Raw genomic sequence first — 13886 nt, 5'->3', positions numbered from 1 at the left:
GAGATACTGTCGTTGCCAGAACTGCTAACATCATGAGGCCCGAAGCTGCGAATGTCGATACTGCGTGTTTGATAGACGTAAGATTTTTCATGTTTGTTTCACCGTTTCCTCTCGAGTGTGTGTTTTTATTTATCTCTATATGGGGGTTGGGAACTGCGGCTGCTACTACATTTTAACCACCACCTCTCAAGTAGCTCGTCTTATTTTTTAAAGCGGATAAGCGTTAATGCTTGAGTGAAGAATGCAGCCGCCATTACCGGCGACTGAATCAAGAAGTTGCTTGCCACAATCAGCAGCGCGATTAGCCGGAGCGTCGGGTAAGACTGCTTTTGAACCCAGGTGCTTTTTTCAAGTCGGCTTGGCGCAAAGATCAGAACCAGCAGGCAGCTTGCGATGTTTAGGATAAAGGTCCAATGGTTGTCCACTGCGATGTAGGAAAGAATCGTCGCGCCCCCTGCGCTCGCCAGGATACAGGCTTCGGTTGACTTAAGGTGTACTCCACCGGATACGTGCCGGAGAAGGGCGAAACATACCAATACGATTGCCACCTCAGCAGTCCGGCCGGTAAACAGCGAGATCAGCAGAGCTCCAGACACCGCGAACAGTGGGTTGAATATCATCATCAGGGAGTACCGCAGGACTTCGACGCTTGCCGGATGCTCCGGAGCTGCTTGCTTGATTCCAACTGCCAGCTTGTTGGCGAGTGCTTTAACGATCATTATCTTGCTGTTCCTTTCTCAATGCGTAGTACAAGAATATAAGTATCGAGATGATGAAGAAGATGAGGAATATGTATAGGTTCCCGAGGTAAACCACGACGCCCATTGTCAGGCAGAATACGATGCAAGTGATGAAGACCAGCGGGCTTTCCCATTTAAAGCGGAACCGTTCAAAGTCGGTTGAGAACCCGATCCCGAACTTGTAAAGCGTATGTGATATCGTGACTCCGATCACTCCGCTAAGGAGTTGCATGATGTAGCCTTTGTATGGAACATCCTGAACCTGTTCGACTGACAAGTACCCGGCAGAGCAGTAAGCGATTAGCAGCTGTACCACCGCAAATGCGGCGTATCCGATGCCGGCTGATACGATCGATCCGACGATCGACATGCGCACGATACATTTCATGAACATGATCGAGAACAGCAGGTTAATTATTGGAACCAGGTAGAAGAATTGCGTATCTTCTCGTAAATAAAAACTCTGCAGGTTCATCAGAACAATCAGTATCATCACCGGTAGAATGTATTCCGAAAGCTTAAATCTGAATATGTACAACATAAACGCGTAAACTGCTAAGCCCTCTATAGTCGAAAAAAGCATGAACCATACAAAGTCAAGCATCATCTAATCCCCCTCAGCGTTATCCCCAGGCTCCCGGCCTGCTAGGCGAACCATTCCCTCATGTGTTACTAACCAAACCTTTGCCGACTTGCGGGCTTCATACGGCTCAAACCTCCCTCGGTTAATCCATTGAGTAACAGTGTTTTCAGATAATCCCCACATTTCCGCTGCCTCTCTGGACGAGTAGACCGTGAAGATTTTTTTGCTACCCATCAGCGTCAGCTCCTTAATTTTTTAGTTGTCAAACTGTATTGCTAACAATACAAAATATACCATGAAACTGTATTGTTAGCAATACAAATTTTAGGCATTTTGTCACGGCAAATCACTTACGCCGTAGGACATCTTCAATGCTTCCCTGGAGAACTCTAAAGGACCTGACACCTATGTTATACCGGCCGGCACCGTATATCCAGACTATAGGCGCAATCTTCTTGTCACGGGGCTGCCATTCCGCCTGTTCCCATGCACCGCTAAGGTAGTACTGCTCATACCGGTTCAGCTTCTCGGCCATCTCCTTAGCACTGTACACCTTGTTCTGAATCTCAACATAGAAAGGAGCGCCTTTCCAGATCATGAAGATGTCAGGCTCCGGCAGCCCCTTGCCACCCAGCTTTGGCTCCACTTCAAATTGACGCGGCTGCTCAACGCGGTGAGCCTTCTTATAGAAATCCGCAATAGCGAGGAAGTGACCGATCTTGGTGGAATCCTTCTTCATGCTGGCCGGCTTAGGGAAATAGAGGTACATCCGCCGTTCTTTGGAGACTTCAATTTCGCCAGTCCTCCGGAGCCGCAGCAGGGCTTTGTTGGCCTCCGTTATCGGGTTTCTAAGCCCGGAGAAGTGGATCTCCGCTATATCATCCCGGGTAAGGCACCGGAAGCGCTGAAGGTTCGATATGATCGCCTTATCACGTTCTGTCATTGTAAGCCACCCCACTCAATCGGTTGTTCTTCCGGCGTCTCCTCTACAGGCGGAGAAAGCGGCAACGCCTCCGTATGGCGCTTATACGGCGCGAGGAGTGTCTTTGCCTTGGATAGCTCCAGGTATGGCGACTGAACGAATTTAAGGCCATCTAATTTGAACACCATCCGCCCGCGCTGGCTGTTCAGTATCTCCGCCGCTTCCCCGCTGCCGATAGTAATTCGGCTGTTAATTTCATCTTGGTGCCGTAGTGCCATCCTGACGGTCAGGTTATTTTTCAGCTTTCCGTCGAGTACCTGGGCGTCCGGACGTTGCATTGAAAGGATCAGGAATACGCCGAGGGCGCGGCCGATAGCGCTAATGTCTTCGATAATGCTCATGATGTCTTTCTCCTTCTTGAGCAGCGCTACCTCGTCAATTGCTAGCACAATAAAGGGGGGCCGCTCTTTCTCCGGCAGATCCAGGACATTTGCCAACTCCGCTTTATCGAGCAGCTTGCCGCGGTTAATTAGCTCCTTTTGAATCTTCAACAGCATGGTATGGAGCTTTGGAGTGTCATTAACCACCTCTTCGGCAATGCCCCGGAATAAATGGAACTCTGAGCGCTTCAAATCGGCGCAGTAGAGCTTCATTCGTTCTCCTGCAGTCTTGATAAGGGTGGCGAGAATAGAGCGCACAGTGGCAGATTTTCCGCCGCCAGTCTCCCCGGCAATGAGAAGGTGCGGGAACTCCGTAATGTCGTAGAACTCATCACCGTGCCGGCTGCGGCCAACGTAGATCGGCAGGTGCAGCCCCGTCAGCTTAGGAGCGATTTCCTCATAGTCGTAGTCGAACGTCACCATGTCTTGACGGTAGATGGTGAGCACAAAAGTCTTAACCTCTCCCTCGAGCTCTACAAGCTCTCCAAAGGCCTGTTTGAACAGCCAGAGGTGTTTATGAACATCCTCCGGATTTACGCCTTGTGGGACCGTAAAGACGGCCTGAATACGATCCTGATATATGCTGACCCGCTGAATCTTTGGCGGAATGATGATGTCCTTAAGCTTGGTCCCGGGCGGCCGTTTGATCGTTTTAACGATCTGCCCATCCTTGAAAACCTTCATCAGCTTACGCCGGATCACGCTGTCTGGCATCGTCCGCCAGGCCGTCCACGCGGTGTAGAGACTAGCTGCAATCCCGGCTATTTTAGCTCCAGCAATTACTCCAGTAATGCTCATGAGATCGACTCCCTTATAGCTCGATTAGCTGTCTGAGTAACAACAGCACTAGCTGCTCGAGTTTTGTTACTCCAGTAATACAAGCAGTTTTTCAATTCTAGGCTGAATTTTTAATTTTCCTAACAGGCTATTTTGAATAATGCTTATTCATTATTGCCTTATATTCACTCCAACGGATTGAGCCGTCTTCATTGGACCGGCTGTTGACCTCGGCGCGAAATGCCTCGCTCTTCCTGTCCCACCTCCGGTTAATGAGGTGAATGTCCAGCTTGGCGAGTGAGTACCCGACAACGGCTGCACCGGCTAAAACGAACAGGCCGCCCATTAGATATGCACTCCAAACATGTGAGCCACATAACGCACACCGGTCCACCAATAATCCAGTGCGATGTATGCCCCGGCCACATAAGAGATGAACTTCACAAATACGACTTTCCCGCCGTGCCCTGTCTCCTCCATCAGCTTGGAGATAAGCTCACTGCCTAAAGCAATGCCTGCGATTTGTAATATCGGACCCAACATATAAAAACCCTCCCATGCTCAAGCATCTACTCGAGCAGCTTTTGAAAACAGCATATGGAGACAGCTTGGGCATATTTCCTAACTCTCTTAGACCTGCTTGTATCTTTTTCAGTAGATTTGTCCACACTTTAGAAGAGTTAGGAATATGGGACGAGGGTGGTTAAGTATGTATGGGTTAGGTAAGGAGAGAAGTGTTTTCGGGAAGTTTGTAGACGATCATAAGATTTCACACGGGGAGCTGGTTCGTATAAGCGGGGTGAGTAAGGATACGGTGACTAAGGCATGCAGCAAGAACGAGCCATTGAGGGATATTTCGAAGGATGCTTTGATCGCAGCATTAAGGAAGATAACGGGGAAAGCTCTATCGAAAAGGGATTTTTGGGAATAGGCAAAAAGTTGCAAACGTAGTAAAATATTAGAAGTTTATAGCGATAATCGCTGCGGGAGGTTAAAGAAGTGGCAAACATAAAAAAACTTGTTGCTTTAGCGAGCCAGCACTTACAACCAGGTGAACAGGTTCACGCCTCTGTAATGGGGGCATACGAAACAAAGATCATGGGCCAGGATACACTTAGGAATGGCGTGTTCCTCGCCACAGATCGGCGTGTATTCTTTTATGGCAAAAGAATGTTTGGCTATAATTCAGAATCCTTCCCTTATTCAAGTATTAGTTCCTTCGATGCAGGAAAAGGAATGCTTGGAAAGTCGTTGTCTTTCTTCGCATCCGGAAACAAAGTAACGATGAAGTGGATTAAGACAGGGGATTTTCAAGGGTTTATGGACAAAGTTCAGAGCTCAGTAGGAAAGAAGTCAGCTGCGCCAGAAGTGGCTGCCTCAAAGGATGATGTGGCTGACCAAATCAAAAAGCTTGCTGACCTCAGGGATTCGGGGATTCTTACAGAAGAGGAATTCTCAATTAAAAAGAAACAACTGCTTGGCATTTAAAATGCAAAAAAAGCCCACCAGCCGCTATAGGCCAGTGGGCTTTAATTATTTCTTCGTCAGATCGACGCGTTTAGCCTTGTTATCCCAATTTACAGCCACTCCAAAGGATTCGGCGATAGAACGTACCGGAACATAGGTAACGCCTGCCTTATCGTCGTATAGGCCGTCTGTGAGCTTCTTCCCGTTGACATATACATCAATCTTCTCCATTTCGTCCTCCTCCGTCGCTACCTTGTCGTGCTCCGTCAGGTTGTTGCTCTTGATGATCGACATGAGCTTTCCAGCGTAGTCAGGATCGGTTGCATACCCACATGCATAGAGCGCGGAGCACTGTGCTTCCGGCGTCTTGGCTGCCCTGACGCGGGCGTACCGGCTTATCCCAAAGAGAAGGTCCTGATCTTTGTAGAAGTCATAAATCGAGTCGTATGCCCGCCAGTTGGCTGCTGTATTGATCTTCTTACCGGCATAGACTTCCCAGGTTGCCGTGTTGACTGTACGGCCTTTCCAGAAGGCATTAGGAGCGCCGCTGCCGACCTTATAGCCACCGAGATTAAACCAGTCATGGATCCGGCCGCCGGTCTCCAACCAGTTTTGAGCGAGCCGGACACTCGGCAGCAGAGGCGATCCCTCTTTCCATACCTGAAGAACCGTCGGCGCGAGGTATCGAAAAAATGCTTCCCTGCTGAGCTGCATTGTCATTTGCTCACCGTCTGCTTTATGACCTGGTTGCTGTAGACCGCCACAGCGCCGCATAGGACGCCTTGGAGCACACTTTGAACCGACCAGCCGAGTAAACTGTTAGCGGCGATTGTGCCGACCACAGCGACCGCGTACACGATGGTCCAGTCCGGAACGCGCGGGGTCTTCTTGAGGATATAACCAAATACCCAGCATGCAGCAACAACGATGATTAACCGCGGATCAATAAGCTCCTGAATTGCCGTCCATTCCATGTTAATCTTCCTTTCGGTGAATATCGTTTTTAAGGTCGCGGATCTCGGAAATAATCACGTCGTATTTCTCACTGAATTTATCCAGCAGATTGTGCAGACGAGATTCGCGCTCCTTGTTGTTCTTCATGACATATACAAGCAGCCAAACAAAAAGAGCCGCGAACGGCCCTTGCGTGACAAAGTATTTTAACAGCTCGTTCTCCACTATCCACCTCACCCCCAAGGCCGGCTATTCGGTGCCGCCGACCGGTATCATATCTCCGTTTTCGTCTTCGTAAGCACGAACGTCCTCCAGCGAGAAAATACAATCGTCATACTCGTTAATCATCAAGCCAGAGCTGCGCTCTTGCAACACTGCTATAAGCAAAGGCCGGAACTCGACGCGAAACAAATTCATCCCACCGCGCAAAAGCACTTTGAACATTAAGCCACCGCCGTCCATGAGAATTGAACCGCATAATACTTACTGTAGAAGTTAGGCAGGTTGACCACGATATATCGACCGTAACCCTTAACTGTGAACCTCGCGTTAACATAATCGACGTTTATGATTTTTAATTCAGTCCCGAAGTCTGCGTAAGGCACGTAATAGGAGTCGCCATCACGCTGAGACATAGCGTAACTCGATGCCGATGTTAACGCCAGTGAAACGGAGAATTGCTTGCCTTTGAAATCGTCCGGCAGTTGTATAGTAACGTTCGGGATGCCCGCGCCATTTGCTTGACCGTCCGAATACTGCCCGCCGCCGCCGTCGAAGTAGTTGCCTGGCGATCCTGTTTCGCTCAGCCCTGTGTCGCTAAGATAGTGGTACTCCTTATCCACCCCGTCCACGATCCTAGTCAATCCTTCCGGGCCGAGAGCAGTAATGCTGCCGTCCGTGTGGTAGCCTGCGACTCCGTAGCGTCCCGGTATCCATTCACCCATACGGACAGCTTCGCCCGTTGCGTCATCGATATGGAAGCCGTTTGCGTCCATGTAGACGGACATGTATTTGACGCCCTTGATGACTGCAATGTCACTAACAGCGTCGACCGCATCGGTGACAGCTTCACCCTTCACCGCATCTGCTTTTGCCTGCGCCCCTGCTGGCGTCTCTTTTGAGCTTGGATCATACCCCGGATCATATGTTGTGTTGGCTCCAATACGGATTAGAGAGGCTTCTAAGATACCAACGTTGATGAGACTCGCCGTAAAGCCCTTACCGGTGCCGAACGTAACCCAATTCCAGTCTCCTCCAACCTTCTCCGAAGCAATCGCGAATATGCCCGGGCCAAGGTAGAGGGCGCCATAATCGGGGCTGTTCTCGTCCGTATTCTCCAGCAGGAAACCTTGATTCGGGAGCACGTCAGACGAAGCATATGCCCCGCTGGCAATGAGCTGGTTCTTTAAAACGTTGATTTTACCCTCAATCCAGCTGCTTTTAATACCGTTGGGTGTAATTATCTTCTCGATAACTTGGTTACTTTCTTGTAAGCGGGTTACGGTATCTACAAAACTTGGTAGAAAGTTTGCCAGAGTAACGCGGGAACGGTCCGGCCGGAAAGGATAGTACTCATATTCCACAATCCGGGCCGTAACGAGGATACCTAGGTCCTCATCATCGATATGCACCGTATCTCCCAGCTCGAAGCCTTCTGATTCGTCCCAGCCTTCGGCATACTTCAGTTCGATCACATCGGCCTCATAAGCGAGTGCAGGAGTGTCCACGGTTGCCAGATACGCCTCGCCCTTGGCCTGCAGTGTCGCCAAGTCCTCAACATCATCGAAAGTCACGGAGCCGCATTTGGGACGTGGATACAAGCCGATATTCGAGCTATCAATGGGCTCCGGCAACTCGAGATCATCCTTGCCATAAACAAAGAGCCGAGTAATGATACCCCGGCTCTCTTTGGTTCGTTTTATGGATTTGAGATTCTTGCGATAGCTTATCCGTACGCCATTGTCAGCGCCGATCTGCGGCTTGAATGTTACGTTGAAGTTGTCGCGCTTCATCTCCCCGTCCGTCAGCGCCAGGAAGTGGTTGATGCCCCATGCGACCGTGTTCCGTTCAACCAGAAAGTCATGATTGGTCGTGATCGCCGTTGCATCCCCGGTGAAGCGCGTGCCAGCGAACAGCCCGTTAATAATCGCTGCCGCCGTCGCATTGGTGTACTGGAGCAGTGGCACATATTCGGTTAGCAGCTCCGTGCTGATATGCTCTGCGAACACGTCAGCCAGTAGCCGACCAGATGCGTCCCGGGATTCATTGACCGTCCGGATGATAAAAAGCCGCCCATCGACCTTGACGATATTCTCCTCAACAAGGTACTGGACGGCCGGATCGGTGTAAGGGACGGCGAATTCGCAGGTATACTCCGCATTCATCCGCTCGAAGATCCGCGGACCAGGGTCTAGTGTGGTCGTGATTACGGCCAGCCCGAAATGGGTGAAGTCTGTCTCGAGCTTGTCAAAGATTGTAATGATGTTGTCCACTAGTCAAGTAACACCTCCAGTTTAACGCAAAATTCACACAAAAACTCTAGACCTGTTATAACACGTAAAGTGGGCAGCCTTCACAGTGTTCCAACGGAAACACTAAAGCGTTTTAAGCCATGCTGTCACTTTAGGATTTAAATAAGTTGTATAGCCTAATTCTGATGGATGTGTTTTATCTCCTACTCCATTTGTAGACTGAAAATACCCGCCGTTATTTACTTCCGTAATACCAGGAGTTAATCCGCCTTCCTTGAATAAATCAATGTAAGGAATCGAATACTTTTCAAGCGTTGCAATAATGGCAGGTCTCTTTTTTGTTCGGAAATACGTGTTATCTGGATTGTTTGGAGTGATGATAAAACCAATTTTTGAACCTAAACAAGTTTTCAATAGGATACGACAACACTGTTCTAAAGCACCGTAGAATGTATTTTTATCTAATGCCCCAGTAAAATCAATTACATCAGTTAATGTTCCAGTAGGATATAGTGATTCACCTCTAGCACCGTCATTAAATCCACCGCTAAAGATAATATAGTCTCTACCAACTAAACTACTTGCATATGTTTCAATTGCTTTTGTTATACAATTTGTTTCTGTTGTTGTCTGTCCTGATGGTAGATAGGATATTGCTGAACCGGCAACCGCATAGCTAATGGAATCCATATTGTTTACCAAAGGGATATGATACGCCCATGTTTTATTAATAACATCCGTGATGCTGTCACCAAACCATGCTATTTTCTTCGCGTATAACGGATTGAATAATTTATTAATACTTGCATCAATGTCACTTGATTTTACAGGCGGTAATTTAAGATTTTTAATGGTGTTTGTTTCAAGGCCGTACTGCTCATGTGTTCCTTTCCAGTTGCTTGAAACCATTAGATCGGCATTGGCATAATCCGTAAAACTGCTGTCTGTAAATATTCTAAATCCTGTGTAACCGCCCGGAATCGTAAAATTAAATACCCCATTGTTGTAAGTAGGTACTATATTGGTCGAATAACCTGACGGAAGATAAACAGCAGCCCTGATATACAAAGATGAAGATGCACCAGGTAAGCTTAGGATATAGGTATTTGAACCTGTATTTACAAGATAGGGCAATGTATTGTTACTGTTTTGAGCTTCTGTTTGGTCAGGTGCAGCTCCTGTTGTAGTTACTGGCTTTGTTTTCATCAAAACTAACGCAGGATTTAAAAGGTTAGCCGATTTATAACGTTCGGCAAAATCTGTTTTTTCTGGAGTTACTGCTCCATTAGCAATCCCCGAACTCTGGTATTGTCCGCCCGACGTCCATGTCGATCCACTCCAGTAATACCATTTCCCATCATCAGAGACGACATAAATACCTGTAGTTCCAGTTGGAAAAGCAGCTTGAAGTGCTGCGACAGTAGCATATGCCCCTTTTGGACTGGCATTTCCAATTGTCGAAATACGGTCGTCAATGTACGACCTTACATCTTTATTTTCAGTATCTAGCCGTTTCTTTAATGTTGCAAAGGCTGTACCGCTTGCCGGCAGCCTTGCATCAACAATTTCGCTGTTGCTATTGCCAGTTTGGCCGATGACGTTATCCATGCGTCTATCAATGTCTGCGACCTTTTGATTGATTGCACTCCTACCAGCGTTTAACGACGTGCCAGCAGGGATTAAATCCGCCATGTCCATCACCTCACGTATATTTCGCTCTAAATACAAAAGACACAGAGCAATTGAGCCATGTGCCGCCGATCTGAACGCTATTTGTTCCTGGCTGCAGCTTGATGAACTGGCCGGATACTTTGTTGTTCTTGTTGGTCGTGCCGAGCTTTGCCTGCATGCGCTGGCAATCGATTGTTACCGTTCCGGAGGCAACCGCCTCACCATATACCAGCGTCCGGCCATCCGCGGTCAGTGATAGGCTTGTGAAGCTGCCGACCACCTTAATGACCGGCCATATCTCGAAAGCCCCGTAATTGACTACCTCGACAGCCCCCGGCGCTGTAACCGTGTAGATCGGCGGCTCATAGTCGAACGTGATCCGCTCGTTATCCATCAGGATGTCGCTATCCCAATCCAGTTCATCGGTCGATAGCTCGGTCTGGTATGAGAACGGGTCGAAGGCTGTAAACGGTAGCGTAAACGTCCCGAGCCCGATAATGCGATCTATATCAAGGGAGCCGGAATACCGGACCGTATATTTCTTGCTCGGCTTGTTATCGAAGACCAGCTCCAATTGCCGTGGCCGGCCAGAAGCGTCAAGTAGGAACTCTGCTATCCGCTCAGCTGCTGCTTGCAGTTCCCTCGGCGACTGTGTGATCATGGCGCATTCAAGCCCGAACTGCATAGGAGATAACTTCGCCCCGAAGTCATATGCTCCGTGCATGCCCGCCACGTCAGCCGTGCTGTCGACCGTTGAGGCGAGCATAGGGCGTTTTGATTGGCGCAGCATGATAATTCCTAGCGACCTAGCCGTACGGACGTCAGACGGGGCGGATACAGGGGTTAGAGTGAATCCGTTGTTATAAACCGCCATTGAGTCCTAACCCCCTTGATCTCGTCATGTTCATGTTTGCCATCGGACCTGATGTAGCTCGAGCAATTTCACGGCCATCCAGATACACTGGGACAACAACCGGCTGGCTTCCGCCTGTAGCCGCGCCCGCCGCCGCAGCGCCGCCGCCTGATGTAGCTGCTGAGAAGTCTGAAGACTTCGGTACTGCCGCTTTAGCCAAGGAGGAAGCCTGCCGGGAGACCTCGGCCACCGAGTTTTGCAAGCCCAGCGCCATGCCTTCACCGGTGAATTCACCGATTGCCATCATGACCCGGGAAGGAGAGTGGATATCAAGCAGACCTTTAATCCCGTCAGTGATCGTCGAAGCGATCTCCTTGATTTTGTCCTTTATCTTGCCGATGCTACCGGTAATACCATCAACAATGCCCTGAATAATGTTCTTGCCGATCTCAAGCATCTGTTTTGGCAAGCCTTTAATCCAGTCTATCGCCTTACTGATGGCGCCTACGATGGCATTCCAGTTGTCTGCTGTTCTGTTTTTAACATCCTCCCAAGCATTAGATATGCTATTAACAACCGCCTTAAACACCTTCGAAGAAGTTGAACTAATCCAATCCCAAACTGCAGAAAGACCGGCTTTAATATCGTCCCAATGCTTCACAATCAGCAGTGGAATGCCGATGAACGGCGCGACAATTGCCAGGATTTCGACACCCCACTTCTTAAAGAAGTTGACCATCCAGTCCCAGAGCCCCGAGAAGAAGGCTTTAATTGTATCCCAATTCTTGATAACCAGATAAACGCCTGCAGCCAATGCTGCTATAGCCGCGATAACCAATCCGATGGGGCCAGTGAGTGCCACAAATACCGGCATCAATGTGCCGATAGCGGAGACAATGGCCCCGAATGCAATTAATAGCGGTCCAATGACAGCCGCCAGCGCCCCTATAACCCCCACAAGCTTTTGAGTAGATGGAGAAAGATTGGAGAACCATTGCGCGACCTGGGACACCATTGCAATGAGCGGAGGCAAAACCGTCTGCGCCAACTCTATCAGGGCTGTTCCAAGTGGAGCTAAATCAGATTGAAGTTGCCGCCATAGGGCTGTCATTTCCGCAAGAGGATTGTCCTGCAATGCAGCTCCGGCTTTATCGGCAGCACCTTCAAATTCATTGAGGGAGCCAATACCATCCTGCATCGCAAAGATAACCTTTGAGCGCAAATCTTCCCACTGCGTACCGAATAGATTGACGCCAGCTATATTCTGCTGGACTGGATCTTTCATGGCAGCAAGCGCCGTTATGGTAGCCTGGAAGGCATTGCTTGCAGTCTCACCACCTGCAGAAATCGCATTAGCCATTGTAGTGGCATCCAGCCCAATCGCGGCAAATCCATCTGCTGTTGTCTTGCTGCCATCTTGCGCCCGGATGTTAAACTCCTTAAGCGCATCGCCGACCTTGTCCAGGTTGAACGCGCCGGCATTGGCTCCGGAAATAAGGATACCCATTGCGTCTGAGGCTGAAATGCCCATTGAGGCAAACTGTGGTGCGTATTCCCGAAGTGTATCCAGCAGTTCGCCTGAGAAGTCTCCGCCTTTCTGGAAACCAACTGTCATCAGGTCGAAGGCCGTATTTCCGTCAATCCCGAAGTTTTTCATCATGACGGACGCCGTACGTACTGACTCTGTAACATCCGCGCCGAAAACTTTCTGAAGGACGAGCGCGTTTGTGGTCAGCTTCTCGAGATCGGCATCATTTAGGTCTTGGATGTTCTGTTCAACGGTTGTTAATGCCAGTGAGACCTCGTCGATGCTCTCGCCGAAGCCTTGCTCCCAAATGCCGCGTGCAGCTTCTGAAAGTCGGTCTGCTTCTTCAGCTGTTGCTCCAAGCCTTGCTTGAATCGTGCTTGATGCGCCTTCAACCTGCCCAGCAGCGTTAATAGCAGCCGCACCGATGCCGACAAGTGGCAGCGTAAGACCTGCAGTCATATTAGCCCCGGCATTCTTCATCCCCGAGCCAACATTCTTCAGCTTGTCTGCAGCATTTCCAGTCTTAGCAGCAAATTGATCTACTTTCTGGCCGGTTGTTTCCAACGCTTGTTCGAATGTCTTGAGCTGCTGTTCTGTCTGGACGATTTCCCGCTGGAAGGCTCGGTACTGCCCTTCTGAAATGGTGCCGGCCTTGAACTGTTCATTAACCTGCTCCTGAACCTGTTTGAGCCTGCTAAGCTTCTCCTTGGTGTTCTCAATGGAGTCCGCAAGAAGCTTCTGCTTTTGAGCTACCAGTTCTGTATTGCCGGGATCGAGCTTGAGTAACTTGTCTACTTGCTTGAGCTCGGACTGAATATCTCGGCTTCGTTTGTTGACGTCACCGAGCGCAGCGGATAGGCCGCTTGTGTCTGCGCCGATGACAACGTTAATCCCTTTTATCGTTTCTGCCAATTACCTCACCTCCCGTAGAAAGCGTCTATATCGGCCTGTGTTGCCTCTTTAGGTGAGTCATCTTCTTCGCCAAAGTACGTATGAGCCAGGTCTAATAAGTCACAAACCCGAAACTCATTCATTTCAGCAAGCGAGAGGTTCATCTTTTTGCCGATTCTAATTAATTCAATTTCTAGCCTGTCAGCGAGTTTTGCGCGGCTTCCGTCCTTGTGTTGACGCTTGGAGTCCTTTACGAAAAAATCCGTGTGCGGCTTCCTCCAGAGCACCTTTCAATAAGGATTCATCGGTAAAGTCGACGTCTTCAAAAGAGCCCAGCCAGTTAATAAACGATGGGAAGGAGGGTCCGCCGAACGCATCTGCTTTCGCCATCGCCCAAATAAGCTGCAGGATAGCGACTGTATCTAAACCGGAGATATCGGCTTCCTGTTCGGGTTCTTCCTTCAACCCGCCGGCCATCTTTGTCATGTCCGCGAGAAGATCCCCGCCAAACTCTTGCTTATAAAAAAGAAGAGCCAAGGGCGTCGCCTTGACTCTGACAGTTTGTTCACCGAATTTAAGTTCTCTCATC

At 49.3% G+C, this 13886-nt stretch carries 16 protein-coding genes; 1 reads left to right on the top strand and 15 read right to left on the bottom strand.

Features of this window, described 5'->3' with window-relative positions:
* Positions 1-200: 200 nt before the first annotated feature.
* From EV294_RS01610 to EV294_RS01585, 6 genes are all read right to left on the bottom strand, one after another.
* Positions 201-719 carry an accessory gene regulator ArgB-like protein gene (locus EV294_RS01610; RefSeq protein WP_132303281.1) on the bottom strand — a complete coding sequence of 173 codons (519 nt, stop codon included), beginning with the start codon at positions 717-719 and terminating at the stop codon, positions 201-203.
* Entirely contained in the window at positions 709-1236 is a 528-nt protein-coding gene (locus tag EV294_RS01605) for a hypothetical protein (protein ID WP_132303280.1), read from the bottom strand. Before EV294_RS01605 ends, EV294_RS01610 begins: the two co-directional genes overlap by 11 nt.
* Positions 1237-1347: 111 nt before the next feature.
* Positions 1348-1557: a helix-turn-helix domain-containing protein gene (locus EV294_RS01600; protein ID WP_132303279.1), complete on the bottom strand. Its 210-nt coding sequence runs from the start codon at positions 1555-1557 to the stop codon at positions 1348-1350.
* 112 nt (positions 1558-1669) lie between these two features.
* Entirely contained in the window at positions 1670-2266 is a 597-nt protein-coding gene (locus EV294_RS01595) for a replication-relaxation family protein (protein WP_132303278.1), read from the bottom strand.
* Positions 2263-3483, bottom strand: coding sequence for an FtsK/SpoIIIE domain-containing protein (locus EV294_RS01590; protein WP_132303277.1), 1221 nt, complete (start codon positions 3481-3483; stop codon positions 2263-2265). Before EV294_RS01590 ends, EV294_RS01595 begins: the two co-directional genes overlap by 4 nt.
* A gap of 324 nt (positions 3484-3807) precedes the next feature.
* Complete coding sequence (locus EV294_RS01585; protein ID WP_132303276.1) at positions 3808-4005, bottom strand: hypothetical protein; 198 nt, start codon at positions 4003-4005, stop codon at positions 3808-3810.
* A gap of 456 nt (positions 4006-4461) precedes the next feature.
* Here EV294_RS01585 and EV294_RS01575 point away from each other — a divergent pair, with 456 nt between their 5' ends.
* A complete protein-coding gene (locus EV294_RS01575; RefSeq protein WP_132303274.1) occupies positions 4462-4950 on the top strand; it encodes a PH domain-containing protein in 489 nt (162 codons plus the stop codon).
* Between the two features lie 45 nt (positions 4951-4995).
* Here EV294_RS01575 and EV294_RS01570 read toward each other — a convergent pair whose 3' ends face one another.
* From EV294_RS01570 to EV294_RS01525, 9 genes are all read right to left on the bottom strand, one after another.
* Complete coding sequence (locus EV294_RS01570; protein ID WP_165930549.1) at positions 4996-5649, bottom strand: glucosaminidase domain-containing protein; 654 nt, start codon at positions 5647-5649, stop codon at positions 4996-4998.
* Positions 5646-5903 (bottom strand): phage holin family protein, encoded by a 258-nt coding sequence (locus tag EV294_RS01565; protein ID WP_132303272.1) that lies wholly within the window; start codon positions 5901-5903, stop codon positions 5646-5648. The genes EV294_RS01570 and EV294_RS01565 overlap by 4 nt, the downstream gene beginning before the upstream one ends.
* A 1-nt stretch (position 5904) precedes the next feature.
* Positions 5905-6108 (bottom strand): BhlA/UviB family holin-like peptide, encoded by a 204-nt coding sequence (locus EV294_RS01560; RefSeq protein WP_165930548.1) that lies wholly within the window; start codon positions 6106-6108, stop codon positions 5905-5907.
* Positions 6109-6132: 24 nt separating this feature from the next.
* Entirely contained in the window at positions 6133-6327 is a 195-nt protein-coding gene (locus tag EV294_RS01555) for a hypothetical protein (RefSeq protein WP_132303271.1), read from the bottom strand.
* A complete protein-coding gene (locus tag EV294_RS01550; RefSeq protein WP_132303270.1) occupies positions 6327-8375 on the bottom strand; it encodes a phage tail spike protein in 2049 nt (682 codons plus the stop codon). Before EV294_RS01550 ends, EV294_RS01555 begins: the two co-directional genes overlap by 1 nt.
* Positions 8376-8477: 102 nt before the next feature.
* Positions 8478-10046: an SGNH/GDSL hydrolase family protein gene (locus EV294_RS01545; protein ID WP_132303269.1), complete on the bottom strand. Its 1569-nt coding sequence runs from the start codon at positions 10044-10046 to the stop codon at positions 8478-8480.
* A 10-nt stretch (positions 10047-10056) separates the two neighbouring features.
* Complete coding sequence (locus tag EV294_RS01540; protein WP_132303268.1) at positions 10057-10899, bottom strand: distal tail protein Dit; 843 nt, start codon at positions 10897-10899, stop codon at positions 10057-10059.
* Positions 10886-13318 carry a phage tail tape measure protein gene (locus EV294_RS01535; protein WP_132303267.1) on the bottom strand — a complete coding sequence of 811 codons (2433 nt, stop codon included), beginning with the start codon at positions 13316-13318 and terminating at the stop codon, positions 10886-10888. Before EV294_RS01535 ends, EV294_RS01540 begins: the two co-directional genes overlap by 14 nt.
* Before the next feature lie 180 nt (positions 13319-13498).
* Positions 13499-13885, bottom strand: coding sequence for a hypothetical protein (locus EV294_RS01525; protein WP_132303265.1), 387 nt, complete (start codon positions 13883-13885; stop codon positions 13499-13501).
* Position 13886: the final 1 nt, after the last annotated feature.

The sequence above is a fragment of the Paenibacillus sp. BK033 genome (genome assembly GCF_004345425.1).
In the GTDB taxonomy this organism is placed as follows: Bacteria; Bacillota; Bacilli; order Paenibacillales; family Paenibacillaceae; genus Pristimantibacillus.
This window is presented reverse-complemented; position numbering and strand designations above follow the sequence as displayed.

Bases quoted from the DNA above. Each gene is read 5' to 3' on its own strand.
- EV294_RS01610 (WP_132303281.1), bottom strand. From the start codon at position 719: ATGATCGTTAAAGCACTCGCCAACAAGCTGGCAGTTGGAATCAAGCAA.
- EV294_RS01600 (WP_132303279.1), bottom strand. From the start codon at position 1,557: ATGGGTAGCAAAAAAATCTTCACGGTCTACTCGTCCAGAGAGGCAGCG.
- EV294_RS01595 (WP_132303278.1), bottom strand. From the start codon at position 2,266: ATGACAGAACGTGATAAGGCGATCATATCGAACCTTCAGCGCTTCCGG.
- EV294_RS01590 (WP_132303277.1), bottom strand. From the start codon at position 3,483: ATGAGCATTACTGGAGTAATTGCTGGAGCTAAAATAGCCGGGATTGCA.
- EV294_RS01585 (WP_132303276.1), bottom strand. From the start codon at position 4,005: ATGTTGGGTCCGATATTACAAATCGCAGGCATTGCTTTAGGCAGTGAG.
- EV294_RS01570 (WP_165930549.1), bottom strand. From the start codon at position 5,649: ATGACAATGCAGCTCAGCAGGGAAGCATTTTTTCGATACCTCGCGCCG.
- EV294_RS01565 (WP_132303272.1), bottom strand. From the start codon at position 5,903: ATGGAATGGACGGCAATTCAGGAGCTTATTGATCCGCGGTTAATCATC.
- EV294_RS01555 (WP_132303271.1), bottom strand. From the start codon at position 6,327: ATGTTCAAAGTGCTTTTGCGCGGTGGGATGAATTTGTTTCGCGTCGAG.
- EV294_RS01545 (WP_132303269.1), bottom strand. From the start codon at position 10,046: ATGGCGGATTTAATCCCTGCTGGCACGTCGTTAAACGCTGGTAGGAGT.
- EV294_RS01540 (WP_132303268.1), bottom strand. From the start codon at position 10,899: ATGGCGGTTTATAACAACGGATTCACTCTAACCCCTGTATCCGCCCCG.
- EV294_RS01525 (WP_132303265.1), bottom strand. From the start codon at position 13,885: ATGAGAGAACTTAAATTCGGTGAACAAACTGTCAGAGTCAAGGCGACG.